Raw genomic sequence first — 15,243 nt, 5'->3', positions numbered from 1 at the left:
CGATGTTGACCCCCGCCGATGCGCGCGAGCTGCTGCTTGCCGCCGCTCGGCCGTTTGCCGTGACCGAGACCATCGATACGCTGGCCGCGAACCGGCGCGTGCTGGCGGTGGACGTGATGTCGCCGCTCGACGTGCCGCCGGCCGATATCAGTGCGATGGACGGCTATGCGTTGCACAGCGGCGATGCGGCCACGGCGGGCGCGCGGCTACGGGTGTCGCAGCGGATTCCCGCCGGCACGCCGCCTCAACCGCTCGAGCCCGGCACGGCCGCGCGCATCTTCACGGGTGCACAGATCCCGCCGGGCGCCGACACCGTCGTGATCCAGGAAGATACGCAGGCAGACGGCGAATGGGTGACGATCGGTGTCGCGGCGCAGGGTGGTGCCAATATCAACCGGCAGGGCGCCGATATCCGCGCGGGTTCGTCGATTCTCAAGGCTGGCGAGCGGCTCAGCGCTCAGGCGCTCGGACTTGCATCGTCCGTCGGCCGGGCGTCGCTGACCGTCGTGCGTCGACCCAAAGTCGCGATTTTCTTCACAGGCGATGAGCTTGCGATGCCGGGTCAGCCCTTGCGGCCCGGGGCAATCTACAACTCGAGCCGCTTTACGCTGACCACGCTGCTGTCGAACCTCGGGTGCGAGGTCACGGATTTCGGCATCGTGCCTGACAAGCTCGACGCGACGCGTGAGGTACTGCGCGAGGCGGCCAAAGGAAACGACCTTGTGCTGACCTCCGGCGGTGTCTCTGTCGGCGAGGAAGATCACGTGAAGGCGGCAGTCGAAGCGGAGGGGCGTATCGACATGTGGCGCATCGCGATGAAGCCGGGCAAGCCGCTCGCCTTCGGCGAGATTCACGATCGCAGCGACGCACCGGTGCCCGGCGCCGAAGCCGTGAGCGACACCGTGGGCGGGACCAGCGAAGCGAAGGGCCGCGCGGTCTACTTCATCGGTTTGCCCGGCAACCCGGTATCGAGTTTTATCGGCTTTCTGCTGTTTGTCCGTCCGTTCCTGCTCAAGCTTCAGGGCGCGGCGGACCTCGACGTGCGCGGATGGCGTCTGCCGGCGAATTTCTCGCAAAAAAAGGCCGAGCGCCGTCACGAATACCTGCGCGCGAGAATCAACGACAACGGCGGGCTCGACCTGTTCACGAACCAGAGTTCGGCGGTGCTGACCTCGACGGTCTGGGCCGACGGGTTGATCGACAATCCGCCCGGTCATTTGATCGAAGCCGGCGAAACGGTCCGCTTTCTGCCGTTTTCGGAATTGCTTTATTGAGCTCGATGATGAAGATCAACCTCAAATTCTTTGCCAGCGTGCGCGAGGCGCTCGGCACCAGCGACGAGAGCGTCGTCGTGCCCGATTCGATCGCGACGGTCGGCGATGTCCGCGCATGGCTGCGCACGCGCGGCGAGCCGTGGAGCGAGACATTGGCGGAAGGGCGCGCGCTGCGCATGGCCTGCAACCATGTGATGACCGAGCCTGACACCCGCATCACCGACGGGTGCGAGGTCGCCTTTTTCCCGCCGGTCACCGGCGGCTGAGCGGGGCATCGCCATGGCCGTTCGCATTCAGGCCGAGGATTTCGACCTCGGCACCGAAACCCGGGCGCTTCGCGCGGCGAACCCGGCCGTGGGCGCGCTTGCGTGCTTTGTCGGCGCCGTGCGCGACATGAACGACGGCAGCAGCGTGTCGGGCATGGAGCTCGAGCATTACCCGGGCATGACCGAGAAGTCGATCGAAACCATCGTCGAAGCCGCGCGCTCGCGGTGGAACATCATCGATGCGCTCGTGATCCACCGGATCGGTCCGCTCAAGCCAACAGACCAGATCGTGCTGGTGGCCGTGACGTCGTCCCATCGCGGCGATGCGTTCGCCGCCTGTGAATTCGTCATGGACTATCTGAAGACCGCCGCGCCGTTCTGGAAAAAGGAAAGCACGCCGCAAGGCGCACGTTGGGTCGATGCGCGCGAATCCGACGACAAGGCGCTCGCGCGGTGGGGTGTATTGTCAGCCAATGCCCCGTCTTCAAGCTGACATAATCGTCATTCAAATGAATTCTTTCAGTCGGAAAGGTATTCGTCTTGTATATGACTTATTTCCGCATATTACTATGCGGAAATAACATTTCCCATATTCTGGATTAACGAATTCATTCGGTCTGCTTGAATAGTCAAGTTTTTCCATACCCAAAAACCCTGAGGATGGGTTTGTGTTGGTTTTTAGGTTAAGCACTCGCATATTTTTGTTCAGCCAGCGCAAATCTCAATAACAGGTAATAATCGCGCCCTGAACTTTGACATGCCGCGCATGTTTTGCGATGGAGCCGCCGATCCGCGGCCCCGTGGCGCGCGCCGAGGCTACCAGCCGACGCGCAATTACGCGGAGTGGCCGTCCCCGCAGGTGCTGGGCGGTCCCATGTCAGAACAACGGTGATCCCGATGCGACTGACTGACTACACAGACTATTCGCTGCGCGTCCTTATGTATCTCGCGGTTCGACGCGACCGCCTTGCAACGATTCAGGAAATTGCCGACGCATACGGCGTTTCTAAAAATCATTTAATGAAAATCGCCCAGCGCCTCGGCGAACTGGGCTGGATCGAAACCGTGCGGGGCCGCAAAGGCGGACTCCGGCTCGCGCCCGATTCAGCCAGTCTGACGATCGGGCGCATTGTGCGCGAAACCGAATCCGACTTTACGCTCGTGAGCTGCTTCTCGAAGCACGCTGCAACGGACGCCATGTCCGTCGCCGATGCCGAGAAGTCGTGCGTGATCGAGCCGTCGTGTCAGCTCAAGGGGGTGTTTGCGCGTGCGCGCGACGCCTTCCTGCGTGAACTCGATGGCCATACGCTCGCGCAGATCGCCGAGCCGGCGGGGGCACTGACGACGCTGCTCGGCATGATCCCCATCCGCGTGATCCAGAACACCGAAGAACTCGTCGCCGAGCCAGCGCTCGGTTGACAGCGCTTGCAAGGGCGCCCGGCAAACGGGCGCCGCAGGCCGAGTGGTTCGATGTGGCTTCGGCTGCCGCTTACAGCGGCGGCCCGGTTACGCGCGTCCAGAGCGGGTGTCCGACGGAGTCTGCGTCGGACGCGAGTCCATTCCGATATCGATAGCAACGGCGTGCAAGCCCGGTTCGACGCAGGCCGGCACGTTTGTGAGCCTGTGTTCTCGGGTCGGCCGACGATCGGCTGTCGATGCGCGTTCGCGCCCCGTTTTTTTTACCGGTCGTCCTTGAAATGCCTCCGAGAAGCCCTACTTTGATTGCAGTGATGAATCGGAGAGGGGTTCATGAGAATCGACAAGCTCACAACGAAGTTCCAGGAAGCATTGCAGGACGCCCAAAGCCTTGCGGCCGGGCGGGATCACCAGTACATCGAAGGCGTGCACGTGCTGTCGGCGCTGATTGCGCAAAACGACGGCGCGGCGCGCTCACTGCTCGCCCGTGCTGGCGTGCATGTGCAAGCGTTGCAGGCCAGCCTGCAGGAAGCGCTCGGCCGTCTGCCGGAAGTCAAGGGTAACGACGGCAATCTGCAGGTCGGCCGCGAGCTGACGGGCCTGCTCAATCAGTCCGACAAGGAAGCCCAGAAGGCGGGCGACAGCTATATCTCGAGCGAGATGTTCCTGCTCGCGCTGGCCGACGACAAGGGCGAGACCGCGAAGCTCGCGCGCCAGCATGGTCTGGCACGCAAGGCGCTCGAGGCGGCCATTCAAGCCGTGCGCGGCGGCCAGCCCGTCAATAGCCAGGATGCGGAAAGCAATCGCGAAGCGCTCAAGAAGTACACGGTCGACCTGACCGAGCGTGCCCGCGCGGGCAAGCTCGATCCGGTCATCGGCCGCGACGACGAAATCCGCCGCTCGATCCAGATCCTTCAGCGCCGCACGAAGAACAACCCGGTGCTGATCGGCGAGCCGGGTGTCGGCAAGACCGCGATCGTCGAAGGGCTCGCGCAGCGGATCGTCAATGGCGAAGTGCCCGAGACGCTTAAGAACAAGCGCGTGCTGTCGCTCGATATGGCGGCATTGCTGGCGGGCGCGAAATTCCGCGGCGAGTTCGAAGAGCGCCTGAAGGCGGTGCTCAACGACATCGCGAAGGACGAGGGCCAGACGATCGTCTTTATCGACGAAATCCACACGATGGTCGGTGCGGGCAAGGCCGAAGGTGCGATCGACGCGGGCAATATGCTCAAGCCGGCGCTTGCGCGCGGCGAGCTGCATTGCGTCGGCGCGACGACGCTCGACGAATATCGCAAGTACATCGAAAAGGACGCGGCACTCGAACGCCGCTTCCAGAAGGTGCTCGTCGAGGAGCCGTCGGTCGAGGCGACGATTGCAATTCTGCGCGGGCTGCAGGAAAAGTACGAGCTGCACCACGGTGTCGAGATCACCGATCCGGCGATCGTTGCGGCCGCTGAGCTCAGCAATCGTTACATCACCGATCGCTTCCTGCCCGACAAGGCAATCGACCTGATCGACGAAGCCGCGTCGAAGATCAAGATGGAAATCGACTCGAAGCCCGAGGCGATGGACAGGCTCGACCGTCGGTTGATCCAGTTGAAGATCGAGCGCGAAGCCGTCAAGAAGGAAAAGGACGAAGCGTCGCAAAAGCGCCTTCAACTGATCGAGGAAGAAATCGATCGGTTGAATCTCGAGTACGCGGATCTCGAAGAGATCTGGACGGCCGAAAAGGCCGCCGTGCAGGGTAGCGCGGCGCTCAAGGAGGACATCGAGAAGGTGCGTGCCGAGATCGTGCGCTTGCAGCGTCAGGGCAAGCTCGAGCAGGTTGCCGAATTGCAGTACGGCAGGCTGCCGCAGCTCGAAGCGCAGTTGAAGGAAGTGACAACGGCCGAAACGGCGGAACAGCAAGCGCCGAAGATGCGTCTGTTGCGTACGCAGGTCGGTGCCGAGGAAATCGCCGAAGTCGTCTCGCGCGCCACGGGTATTCCGGTGTCGCGGATGATGCAGGGCGAACGCGAGAAACTGCTCAAGATCGAGGAGCGGCTGCATGAGCGCGTCGTCGGTCAGGACGAGGCCATCAATGCGGTCGCAGACGCGATCCGCCGGTCGCGTGCAGGGCTGTCGGATCCGAACCGGCCGTATGGTTCGTTCCTGTTCCTTGGGCCGACGGGCGTCGGCAAGACCGAGCTGTGCAAGGCGCTGGCCGCGTTCCTGTTCGATTCGGAAGAGCATCTGATCCGCATCGACATGAGCGAGTTCATGGAGAAGCACAGCGTCGCGCGGTTGATCGGCGCGCCGCCGGGATATGTCGGTTATGAAGAGGGCGGTTATCTGACCGAGGCCGTGCGTCGCAAGCCGTACAGCGTGATCCTGCTCGACGAAGTCGAAAAGGCCCACCCGGACGTCTTCAACGTGCTGCTTCAGGTCCTCGACGATGGGCGCATGACGGATGGGCAGGGTCGCACCGTGGACTTCAAGAACACCGTGATCGTCATGACATCGAACATCGGCGCGCAGATGATCCAGTCGATGGTCGGCGAGCCGCAGAACACGATTCGCGATGCGGTGTGGGAAGAGGTCAAGCAGCAGTTCAGGCCTGAGTTCCTGAACCGGATCGACGAAGTGGTGGTGTTCCACGGTCTCGATCGTTCGAACATCGAGTCGATCGCGAAGATCCAGCTCACGCGTCTGGTTGAACGGCTGGCGAAGATGGATATGCAGCTCGAAGTGTCGGAGTCAGCACTCTCGCAGATTGCTCGCGTCGGTTATGACCCGCTGTTCGGGGCACGGCCGCTCAAGCGCGCGATCCAGCAGGAGATCGAAAACCCGGTCGCGAAGCTGATTCTCGCCGGCAAGTTTGGGCCGAAGGACGTGATTCCGGTCGAGTATCACGAAGGGAAGTTCGCGTTCGAGCGTGTGACGGATTGAGCGGGTTGATACGCGGCGCGCGGCGCTCAACGTCAGGTTGAGCGTATGGGCGACGAGCCCGTGACTTTGGGGCGAATGACGAGGCGCGGTGCATGGGCACTGCGCCTCGTTTTTTTTCGTAGCTTGCCAATTGCGTTGTCGATGCAACTGGTTGATGCAGCGTGTTTCTGCGCACGTTGCGCGCAGCACGCGTTTAAGGCTGACAGGCGCGTGCGCGGCCTATTTGAAGTCGTCCAGCGATACGAAGATTGACGTGTTCTTCATCCACAGGCCGTGTTGGATTGTCGGTGTGTTTTCGCAGCGGTTTGCACTTTCGTTGTAGGAGCACCATTGGTTCCTGACGCCGAAGATGGACGTGTAGAGCGTCTTGCGTCCGGCATTCTCGGCAAGCGGCAACTGCCAGACGATCGACCATGCGGGGTTCAGCACCGACGCGAGCGGGCTTGCAGATTCAAGCGATGTATCCGTGCCGTAACTCAGCTTTTTGGCGCGCACCCACCGCGCCATGGCTTCCCAGTTGGGCGACCATTCCGTCAGTCGATACATGCGTGTGTTCGCGGTGGTGGAGGTGCGCACCATATGGAGTGTGGCCGACGACGTTTCGGTCGACGTGTGCGAGACGTTGACACCGAGCAGTGCACCCACTGATGCGCCCGATGTCGAGATCGACGGGTTTAACGTATAGCTGCCGCCGAACGTCCAGGAGGTCGCGGCCGTGACCGTGACCGTGTCGTCGAACGAATCCCCGGGCAGCGCGCTGAGAAGCCTCGGGCTCACGGGGCAATACACGGTGGTCAACACGGAGTTGACATCCGTGTTCTGGTCGACCGCGTCGGGGCGGGATTCGCATTCGAACATATCCGCAGGGTTGCCATGCTCCCAGCTGTAGAGGCTCAGGTTCGCGGGCCCCCAACCGCTAAACACTTCCGCGCTCATGATGCGGTGCATATCCACCGTACGGTAGTAGTTGTAGGCGTGGCCGCCATGGCCGTTCGCCCAGGAGAACCCCGAGCCGGCGTTATCGCCAAGGGTACGCAACCAGAGATAGGCGCTCGACTGCTTCGGGTCCGCCTTGTCTTCACTGATGATGAGCAGCCATTCCTGTCGCAGGTTCAAGACGTTCTGCGCATCGTTCCCGTCAGAAGCAAGAAACACATCGGGCGGCGTCGCGGTGAACTCGCCGAGGGTGCCGTATTGGCAGACGCGCGAGACGGCTTTGCTCGCATCAGCGACGCTGAGCGTTTCGTGAGACGCCGTGACAGTGTCGATCAGCTTGTTTCGGATCGCGATGCAGACTTCGCTGGGGGTTTTCGCCACGAACGAGGGCATTTCAAAAGTGCCGCTGGACGCAGCAGGCACGTCGGCCGGCACCGACCGCTTGACAATGCGCGACGCCGGCGTGTCTACCGGTGTCGGCACAGGGATCGATGCACGAGCCGATGCAAGAATCGGCGCGGCGGCTGGCTTGTCGCGATCGAGCGCCGTGCGCAATGCCACGATGGCTGTCCAGACCTGATCGGCCGTGAGCGACGCTTCAAACGCTTGCATCACGGTGCCGCGCGGCTCGCTTCGGTTCGACACGAACATGCGGTCTCCGGCTGCCCAGACACGTGTCTGCGCGGGTTGAAGTTCCGGGATGAGCGCGGCGGGCCCTTCGAGGAAGAGGTCGACATGCGCCTCGAGCGCCTGGGCGACGATGGGACGCGCACGTTTCACGTCGGAATCCGTTGCGACCGAAATCATGATCATCGCGTCGGCCTCCGCGGCGGTGCGGACCAGGTCGTCGGCCGATGCGGCGACAGGGTGAGTGGATTTACCGCTCAACGCATAGGCGGTTTGGCCCGTGGTGAGGTCCGGAGCCGTGGCGACCGCATCGCTCGCCACTGCGGCCTGATGCGCCAGAATCAGCGCACTGGCGAAAAAATATTTCAAACCAAGTTGTCCGTGTCTCATATTTTGTTCTCGTAATTAATTATAGGTATTGAAACTCAGTCCGCGACGGAGCAATAACACGCGGCAAATCGATGTCATTGGGATTCGCTGTGCCGAATCCTTCAGATACTGATATCAAATCGGGAGGGATAATCGAATCAGACCGTGATTCTTGAGTTGGAATACATACCGAGTATATGTATCGATATGCGCACGCCCATCATCCAATTCCGAAGCGTGGTGAGAATAGTCTCAATGTTTTTTGGCTAGGGTATCGGAGCGATTCGTGCAAATCCGTACGGCACGCATGCGGGCATATTCACTGGAGTCGAGTTGTGTTTCAATCGCGCCGACAGCGTCGCGGCCGCTAAGGGACTGCGGTCAGGGCTTGCGGCGCGGGCGTATCGACCCGGCCAGTATTGCTGGCCCAACGCCGTTGCGGTCGGAGTGCTCGCCCGTTTGCGCGAACGCAGGGTTGCGTGTACTTTCGGAACTCCGAACCATTCAAGCATGGCTTATGTTTGCGCCGATCCCGTTCAACGAGGATTTCTCGCTGCGCCGCGCCACCCCCGCGGACTACGAGTTTGCGCATACGCTCACGCGCAGCAACATGGTCGGCTACTACAAGCGGCATGGTCTCGTCTGGCGCAGTGATCTGTTTCTGGCGAGCTGGAACGGCTCAGAGAACTACGTGATCGAATGGGCCGGCATGGCGATCGGCGTGCTGCGCATCGATCAGGATTCGGACGCGCTGTACGTTCACGATATCCATATCGTGTCGACGCACCGCAATCGGGGGGCAGGGACGTTTGCGCTCGAATCCGCTCACGACATCGCACGGCAGCGCCGGCGGCGAACGCTGATCCTCAGAGTCTTTGTCGACAATCCGGCAGCGCATTTGTACGAACGGCTCGGGTATCGCCCGGTCAATGTGCGGACGTCTGCAGGATCGATTCGCCAGATGACGCGCCCGGTCGATGCATGACGAATCGACTGCGCTATTCCGATTCCGCCAGCGATACGGTGAATGATCCGTTTTTCATCCGCCGCCCGCCGTTGCGCTTTCGCCTGCGCCAGACCCGCCGCCGTCCGCGCGGCCATTGAGGGACCAGGGGCCGCGTCCGATACGTGACGCAGAGAAGAGGTGCAGCGGCCCCGGGCTTTTATTGCGACTTCGGAAGCGAAAGGATCAGGGAACTGTTGTCCATCCAGACTTCGCCGTTAATCGACATACTGCTGTTCTCGCAGCGATAGTCCTTATCGTCCCACTGGCACCATTGATGCCGTGCGTCGTACACCGACGTGTATTGCGTGGTGCGACCAGCATTTTGAGCAAGAGGAAGTTCCCACACAATCGACCACGCGGGGTTGAGCGTCTTGGCGAGCGGCGTCGCGTTATCGATCCAGAGGAACGAATCTTTCTTGAGATCCTTGGCTTCGATCCAGTGTGCCATCGCTTCCCAATCGGGTTTCCAGTTGGTCGAGCGGTACATCAACGTGTCGGCATTGGTCGTCGTATCCACCAGGCTCAAGGTTTCCTGGGCCGTGTTGGTATTGGTATAACCACCGCTCAATGAAAGCGATAGAGAACCCTCGGGCCCGGTTTCGGAGGCACCCACTGATCCGGTGAACGCCCCTCCGATCGACCATGCGGTCGAATTGGCGATCGTCACTTGGTCGTTATAGGTATTTCCAGGAAGCACGCTCAGGAGACGAGGCTGGATTGGGCAATATACCGATGTCGTGATGCCGTTATTGACCCCGGTACCCATATTCACCGCTGCTCCATTCTTCTCGCAGAGGAACATGTCCGTGGGTGTCTTGTTAGGCCACGCAGTTGGCCTGCTTTCGATTGGCCCCCACCCGCTGTGGATGGACGTGTTCATGATGTCGTACATTTCCACGCCATTCTTCCGGGTATAAGCGTGTCCGGCAACGCCGGTTGCCCACGTGAAACCGGAACCGGCGTCATCGCCAAGCGTTCGAAGCCACACGTAGGCGCGCGATCCTTCGGGTTGCGCTTTGTCCTCGCTGAGGAGGAGCATCCATTCCTTGCGTAGATTGAGCATGAGAGTCGTGTCGGCCGGCATTCCATATGCGGGCTCGCCCGTTACCGAACGAAATTCTCCGACTGTCCCGTATTGACACACGCGTTGTACAGCGTTTGTGACCTCCGTAGTCGGAACGGCAGGATCGTTCAAGGTCGCCGCGAGCTGATTTCGAATCGATATGCACACGCCGCTGGGGGTACTCGATATCAATTGCGGCATCTGGAATGAGCCGCTTGACGAACTGGACCTGGCAGAAGCGGATTGTGGCGCGGTCGCGCGCGTCGGCGTTTTATTGCCAGCCGTGCGAGCGGAAATCTGCTGACGCGTTCGGGACAGCGCTTCGGCAATCTGGTCGATCGTCGCCGCAGCATCCACCGTCAGCAGATAGTCACCCAACTCCTCGCTTCGGGTGGATATGAAAAGTCGGCTGCCCGGCACCCACACCGAACGCATTTCGGGCTTCATCTGGCGAAGAAGGTCGTCAGTGCCTTCGACGAGCACATCAATCTTTTGATTCATGGCGGCTTCGACGATAGGTTTCGCGCGCTCGACGTCAGAAGCGTTTGCCACCGACAACATGATCATCGCGTTATTGCGCGCAGCGGAGGAGAGCAGGTCGTCTACGGTCGAGGTCGTTGTGTGAGTCGACTTTGCGCTCAGTCCATGAACCACCGTTCCGCTTTCGAGACCGGACAACGTGATTGTGTTGTCCGCATAAGCGCAGTTTGCTGCCAGGCCGAGGGTGATGTAGGCGGCAGTCAGCCGGAGTTGACGTAGTTTCATTGTGGACGGCTTGATTTTATTTTGATAAATCAAAATAGATGTTTTTGAAGAGTTTGTGAAAATCAAAAAACGAGATGTGAGTTAGTTTCGCCCTCCTATCAACATCTGATGTGCTGTTTTGACTAAATCGAGCATATTCTGCTCATCGCGCAGTGTATGCGCGATTAATTAAAAGGGAGATTGTCAACATTCTTAAAGCGATGTCGGATTATTCTTAATGTGATATTGCGCGTATTCACTCGATTCGCTATGGGGGAAATGCGCGAAAGATGTGCGATGGGCACGATCCGCCCATCCTGTTAGCAACTGGAAAAGCGTCGTCACGTGCTACCTGGATGGCAGCGCGGCATGTGCTTCTTGGGACGAGCTTAGGGGCGCGTTCGAAAGGGACTGCTGGCCCGGCCAGGCGGCCGCACTTCGGGTGTTGACGCGTTCCGCGCGTGCGGATTGCACTGCCTGAGCCGGGAGGCGACCGTTGCGTGAGAGGGGCGCCATCTGTCTCGCTGATTCAAAGACTTACGCGCATTCGACGTGCTAAACCGCTACAATCCACGGTTTCACGTCTTTACAGCGGTCCCCCATGTCTGCCACCCCCCCGAATGCCGCGCCGAAGGTCGGCTTTGTCTCGCTCGGGTGCCCGAAGGCACTCGTCGATTCCGAACAAATCATTACCCAGCTACGCGCTGAGGGTTACTCGATCCACGGTAGCTACGAGGGGGCCGATCTCGTCGTCGTCAATACCTGCGGCTTTATCGACGAAGCTGTCCAGGAAAGCCTCGACGCGATCGGTGAGGCACTCAACGAAAACGGCAAGGTCATCGTCACCGGTTGCCTCGGTGCGAAGAAGAGCGCGAGCGGCGGCGGCCTGATCGAGGAAGTGCACCCGAAAGTGCTCGCGGTCACGGGGCCGCATGCGGTCGGCGAAGTCATGCAGCATGTGCATTCGCATCTGCCCAAGCCGCACGATCCGTTCGTCGACCTCGTGCCGGCTGCCGGCGTGAAGCTCACGCCGCGCCATTATGCGTATCTCAAGATCTCGGAAGGCTGCAACCACCGCTGCACCTTCTGCATCATTCCGTCGATGCGCGGCGACCTGGTGTCGCGTCCGGTCGCGGAAGTCATGCTTGAAGCGGAGAACCTCTTCAAGTCGGGCGTCAAGGAACTGCTCGTGATCTCGCAGGACACGAGCGCCTATGGCGTCGACGTCAAATACCGCACGGGTTTCTGGAACGGCCGTCCGCTCAAGACGCGCATGACGGAACTCGTCCAGGCGCTCGGTGAACTCGCCAAGCAATATGGCGCATGGGTACGCCTGCACTACGTGTACCCGTACCCGCACGTCGACGAGATCATTCCGTTGATGAACGAAGGTCACGTCGTGCCATATCTCGATGTGCCTTTCCAGCACGCACACCCCGACGTGCTCAAGCGCATGAAACGCCCGGCTAACGCGGAAAAGGTGATGGAGCGCGTGAAGGCATGGCGTGAAATCTGTCCCGATCTTACGATTCGCAGCACGTTTATCGCGGGCTTTCCTGGCGAGACCGAAGAGCAATTCGAGACGCTGCTCGATTTCGTGCGTGAAGCCGAACTCGACCGCGTCGGATGTTTCGCCTATTCGCCGGTTGAGGGCGCGACGGCGAACGAGCTCGACGGCGCGCTGCCCGACGAAGTCCGCGAAGAGCGCCGAGCGCGATTCATGGAAGTGGCTGAAGCGGTGTCGGCCGAACGGAACAAGCGCAAGGTGGGCCGCACGATCAAGGTGCTCGTCGACGAAGTGAACGCCGAAGGCGGCGTTGGCCGCTCGGCAGCCGATGCGCCGGAGATTGACGGAGTCGTCTATATCGATCCACCGTCGAAGCCGTCCAAGCGGTACAAGGCCGGCGAATTCGTGTCAGTCAAGATCACAGGCGCCGACGGCCACGATCTGTGGGGCACGGTTTAAAACAAGGCGCGATCCGATTTGGGAGGGTCTGACCGGTCGGACCCCTGACCAATGGCGTCATACCTACAGGCGGCGCATCGGCGGCTTGCGACTCGAACGCTTCGGCTGTCTCCGTGCCAAGCCCGGCTGCCTGGAACCGTCTCCGCGCTGACGACGGTTCCTTCCCTGCGGATGCTGCCCGTTTACTTCGCTGGCGACGCCTCGGGTTCAGACGCCGCGTCGGGACTCGATCCTTGCCCGGCTGAACCCTGAGCATTGGACGGATCGTCCGGCATCGCCGGCGTGAAATGCGGGTTGGCGGGCTTATCGACCGCGCCACCGGCCGGGGTCACCTCGACAACCGGTCCATTCGGCCCGGGTTTGCTGGCGACGTTGTAGACGAGATCGCCACGGCAGGTATGCGCGGTCCAGATTTGCGGCGCGGCTTCGGTCGGCTCGCCGTCCGGCCGGTCGATATTCGTGACAGTGGGGCATCCCGAACGCAATTGCGCGTCGAGCCGGACCATATTGTCGGCGGTGCTGCGCGTGGGTGTCAGATCCGTGCGTGTTTCGCTGACCGGTTCGACCTTGACCACCTTCGGCGTGCTGCTGCACGCGCTCATCATCATCGCGACGGGCAATACCAGCCACAGGCCAAGCGACGCGCGAGGCTGCAGCGATCGAGTTGCGGGAGCGCAAACCTGCGCCTGGCTATACGACAGCAATGACATCTTGATTCTCCTGCCCGGACTTCAAAAAGCGGAAGCGCGATGATACCGTGCGGAACTGCCCGGCGCGGATAACGGAAACACGCCGTTACCTGCCGGCCGGGCACAAAAGGGAGATGACATGACAAAAGAAGTGGTGGTGGTCAGCGGCGTCAGAACCGCGATCGGCGATTTTGGAGGCAGCCTGAAGGACATCGCACCGACCGACCTCGGCGCTCGCGTTGTCGCTGAGGCGCTATCGCGCGCGAAGGTCGGCGGCGATGAAGTCGGACACGTCGTGTTCGGTCACGTGATCAACACGGAGCCGCGCGACATGTATCTTGCCCGCGTCGCCGCGATCAACGCCGGAGTCAGCCAGCAGACGCCCGCTCTCACGCTCAACCGCTTGTGCGGGTCGGGCTTGCAAGCCGTCGTCAGCGCTGCGCAAACCATCATGCTCGGCGACGCGACGATCGCCGTCGCGGGCGGTGCCGAAAGCATGAGTCGCGCACCGTACATCGCCCCCTCGACCCGTTTCGGCGCGCGCATGGGCGACGCAGCCATGGTCGACATGATGCTGGGCGCGCTGCACGACCCGTTCGACAAGATCCATATGGGCGTGACGGCTGAAAACGTCGCCGAGCGATACGGCGTCGACCGCGATGCGCAGGATGCGCTGGCCGTCGAATCCCATCGACGCGCAGCTCACGCGGCGCAAGCGGGCTATTTCAAGGACCAGATCCTTCCGATCACGCTCAAGAGCCGCAAGGGGGACATCGTCTTTGATACGGACGAGCACGTGCGCGGCGAAACCACGGTCGCCGACCTCGCAAAATTGCGTCCGGTATTCAAGAAGGAAGGCGGATCTGTTACGGCCGGCAACGCGTCGGGCATCAATGATGGCGCGGCGGCGCTGGTGCTCATGGAACGCTCGGTCGCCGAGCAACGCGGCATCAAGCCACTGGCGCGACTCGTGTCGTACGGCCATGCAGGGGTTGATCCGAAGTACATGGGCATCGGCCCGGTGCCCGCATCGCGCCAGGCGCTGGAACGCGCGGGGTTGACGATCGCCGATATCGACGTGATCGAATCGAACGAAGCGTTCGCGGCTCAGGCGTGCGCCGTCGCAAAAGAGCTTGGTTTCGATCCGGCAAAGGTCAACCCGAACGGATCCGGTATTTCTCTCGGGCATCCGGTCGGTGCTACCGGGGCGATCATTGCGGTGAAGGCACTATATGAGCTGCAACGGGTTCAGGGCCGTTATGCGCTCGTGACGATGTGCATCGGCGGCGGGCAGGGCATTGCCGCCATCTTCGAACGAATCTGAGCAAGAGGAACGGATGCCGGGACCGCTCAAGCACGCAAGGTTGACGAACTGTGTGAGCCTGCGTCACATATCGATGTGCGCAGGCGTCATCGCCATCGCTTTGTTGACTGCCGATCTGTCAGGGTGCGCCGCGCCGTCGTCGACGCACGCTTCGACGGGCGCATCAGGTTCGAGCACGCGGCTACCCCCGCCGTCGGTCACGCTGCATCCCAATCCTGCTTTTGCTGCGCTGCCGACGTATGAGGGTACGCTCGGGAAGCGAGCTATCGTGCTGCATCTCGGCGAGAAGACGGATCCCGAGGACTCAGGCGGGCTGCACGGCGAATATCAGTTTCGGGACACCGGGCAGGTCGTGCTCGTCGCGGGCGATGCGGGCGATGGGGTCGTCGAACTCGACGAATCCGACGATGGCACCCGCATATCGGGGCAATGGGTCGGTAAGCTTGCCGCCGATGGCACTTTCAAAGGTGTCTGGAGCAACGTCGACGAGTCCGACACGGAATCGATCGAGTTGCACCGGGTGGCTTCCGGACCCTCCGGGAAGTGATGTAACGGGCGACGGCGCCGTGTCGTGAGGCCGCTGAGCGGATGACCCTGTGCTATTCTCGTGCGCTTCTTTACGATGCCCAGAGTTG

At 61.2% G+C, this 15,243-nt stretch carries 13 protein-coding genes; 10 read left to right on the top strand and 3 right to left on the bottom strand.

All coding sequences use genetic code 11. The annotated features are described in order from the left end of the window. The first annotated feature begins 2 nt into the window (after nucleotides 1-2). From glp to clpB, 5 genes are all read left to right on the top strand, one after another. On the top strand, nucleotides 3-1,274 hold the full coding sequence (glp, locus tag ACMFWR_RS11020) for a gephyrin-like molybdotransferase Glp (protein ID WP_413194851.1): 1,272 nt from the start codon (nucleotides 3-5) through the stop codon (nucleotides 1,272-1,274). An 8-nt stretch (nucleotides 1,275-1,282) separates the two neighbouring features. Then, nucleotides 1,283-1,540, top strand: a complete 258-nt coding sequence (gene moaD, locus ACMFWR_RS11015; RefSeq protein ID WP_413194850.1) for a molybdopterin converting factor subunit 1 — start codon at nucleotides 1,283-1,285, stop codon at nucleotides 1,538-1,540. 13 nt (nucleotides 1,541-1,553) lie between these two features. After that, the gene (moaE, locus tag ACMFWR_RS11010; protein ID WP_413191716.1) at nucleotides 1,554-2,033 is read left to right on the top strand and encodes a molybdopterin synthase catalytic subunit MoaE; all 480 of its coding nucleotides are present in this window, start codon (nucleotides 1,554-1,556) and stop codon (nucleotides 2,031-2,033) included. Between the two features lie 404 nt (nucleotides 2,034-2,437). Continuing rightward, nucleotides 2,438-2,959, top strand: a complete 522-nt coding sequence (locus tag ACMFWR_RS11005; protein ID WP_413191715.1) for an Rrf2 family transcriptional regulator — start codon at nucleotides 2,438-2,440, stop codon at nucleotides 2,957-2,959. 330 nt (nucleotides 2,960-3,289) lie between these two features. After that, a complete protein-coding gene (gene clpB / locus ACMFWR_RS11000; RefSeq protein ID WP_413191714.1) occupies nucleotides 3,290-5,884 on the top strand; it encodes an ATP-dependent chaperone ClpB in 2,595 nt (864 codons plus the stop codon). Between the two features lie 219 nt (nucleotides 5,885-6,103). Here clpB and ACMFWR_RS10995 read toward each other — a convergent pair whose 3' ends face one another. Then, the gene (locus ACMFWR_RS10995) at nucleotides 6,104-7,816 is read right to left on the bottom strand and encodes a hypothetical protein (protein ID WP_413191713.1); all 1,713 of its coding nucleotides are present in this window, start codon (nucleotides 7,814-7,816) and stop codon (nucleotides 6,104-6,106) included. Between the two features lie 517 nt (nucleotides 7,817-8,333). On the opposite strand from ACMFWR_RS10995, the gene ACMFWR_RS10990 reads away from it, so the two are divergent. Both ACMFWR_RS10990 and ACMFWR_RS10985 read left to right on the top strand, forming a co-directional pair. Further along, nucleotides 8,334-8,801, top strand: a complete 468-nt coding sequence (locus ACMFWR_RS10990) for a GNAT family N-acetyltransferase (protein WP_413191712.1) — start codon at nucleotides 8,334-8,336, stop codon at nucleotides 8,799-8,801. After that, on the top strand, nucleotides 8,798-8,920 hold the full coding sequence (locus tag ACMFWR_RS10985; protein WP_413191711.1) for a hypothetical protein: 123 nt from the start codon (nucleotides 8,798-8,800) through the stop codon (nucleotides 8,918-8,920). The genes ACMFWR_RS10990 and ACMFWR_RS10985 overlap by 4 nt, the downstream gene beginning before the upstream one ends. Nucleotides 8,921-8,979: 59 nt before the next feature. Here ACMFWR_RS10985 and ACMFWR_RS10980 read toward each other — a convergent pair whose 3' ends face one another. Further along, complete coding sequence (locus ACMFWR_RS10980; RefSeq protein ID WP_413191710.1) at nucleotides 8,980-10,650, bottom strand: hypothetical protein; 1,671 nt, start codon at nucleotides 10,648-10,650, stop codon at nucleotides 8,980-8,982. A gap of 580 nt (nucleotides 10,651-11,230) precedes the next feature. Between ACMFWR_RS10980 and rimO the strand changes: the two genes are divergently transcribed. Then, nucleotides 11,231-12,595 (top strand): 30S ribosomal protein S12 methylthiotransferase RimO, encoded by a 1,365-nt coding sequence (gene rimO, locus ACMFWR_RS10975; RefSeq protein ID WP_413191709.1) that lies wholly within the window; start codon nucleotides 11,231-11,233, stop codon nucleotides 12,593-12,595. Nucleotides 12,596-12,777: 182 nt separating this feature from the next. Here rimO and ACMFWR_RS10970 read toward each other — a convergent pair whose 3' ends face one another. Further along, nucleotides 12,778-13,305: a hypothetical protein gene (locus tag ACMFWR_RS10970; RefSeq protein ID WP_413191708.1), complete on the bottom strand. Its 528-nt coding sequence runs from the start codon at nucleotides 13,303-13,305 to the stop codon at nucleotides 12,778-12,780. 118 nt (nucleotides 13,306-13,423) lie between these two features. On the opposite strand from ACMFWR_RS10970, the gene bktB reads away from it, so the two are divergent. Together bktB and ACMFWR_RS10960 are read left to right on the top strand one after the other, a co-directional pair. Then, on the top strand, nucleotides 13,424-14,608 hold the full coding sequence (bktB, locus tag ACMFWR_RS10965) for a beta-ketothiolase BktB (RefSeq protein ID WP_413191707.1): 1,185 nt from the start codon (nucleotides 13,424-13,426) through the stop codon (nucleotides 14,606-14,608). 13 nt (nucleotides 14,609-14,621) lie between these two features. Further along, nucleotides 14,622-15,155, top strand: a complete 534-nt coding sequence (locus ACMFWR_RS10960; protein ID WP_413191706.1) for a hypothetical protein — start codon at nucleotides 14,622-14,624, stop codon at nucleotides 15,153-15,155. Nucleotides 15,156-15,243 lie beyond the last annotated feature (88 nt).

Origin of the sequence: Pararobbsia alpina, assembly GCF_965118125.1 — a bacterium.
Taxonomy (GTDB): domain Bacteria; phylum Pseudomonadota; class Gammaproteobacteria; order Burkholderiales; family Burkholderiaceae; genus Pararobbsia; species Pararobbsia alpina_A.
The sequence above is the reverse complement of the archived record's forward strand: the minus strand, read 5'-3'. Positions and strand labels throughout refer to the sequence as shown.

Coding starts and splice junctions, on each gene's coding strand:
- glp (WP_413194851.1), top strand. CDS start 3: ATGTTGACCCCCGCCGATGCGCGCGAGCTGCTGCTTGCCGCCGCTCGG.
- moaD (WP_413194850.1), top strand. CDS start 1,283: ATGAAGATCAACCTCAAATTCTTTGCCAGCGTGCGCGAGGCGCTCGGC.
- moaE (WP_413191716.1), top strand. CDS start 1,554: ATGGCCGTTCGCATTCAGGCCGAGGATTTCGACCTCGGCACCGAAACC.
- ACMFWR_RS11005 (WP_413191715.1), top strand. CDS start 2,438: ATGCGACTGACTGACTACACAGACTATTCGCTGCGCGTCCTTATGTAT.
- clpB (WP_413191714.1), top strand. CDS start 3,290: ATGAGAATCGACAAGCTCACAACGAAGTTCCAGGAAGCATTGCAGGAC.
- ACMFWR_RS10990 (WP_413191712.1), top strand. CDS start 8,334: ATGTTTGCGCCGATCCCGTTCAACGAGGATTTCTCGCTGCGCCGCGCC.
- ACMFWR_RS10985 (WP_413191711.1), top strand. CDS start 8,798: ATGACGAATCGACTGCGCTATTCCGATTCCGCCAGCGATACGGTGAAT.
- ACMFWR_RS10980 (WP_413191710.1), bottom strand. CDS start 10,650: ATGAAACTACGTCAACTCCGGCTGACTGCCGCCTACATCACCCTCGGC.
- rimO (WP_413191709.1), top strand. CDS start 11,231: ATGTCTGCCACCCCCCCGAATGCCGCGCCGAAGGTCGGCTTTGTCTCG.
- ACMFWR_RS10970 (WP_413191708.1), bottom strand. CDS start 13,305: ATGTCATTGCTGTCGTATAGCCAGGCGCAGGTTTGCGCTCCCGCAACT.
- bktB (WP_413191707.1), top strand. CDS start 13,424: ATGACAAAAGAAGTGGTGGTGGTCAGCGGCGTCAGAACCGCGATCGGC.
- ACMFWR_RS10960 (WP_413191706.1), top strand. CDS start 14,622: ATGCCGGGACCGCTCAAGCACGCAAGGTTGACGAACTGTGTGAGCCTG.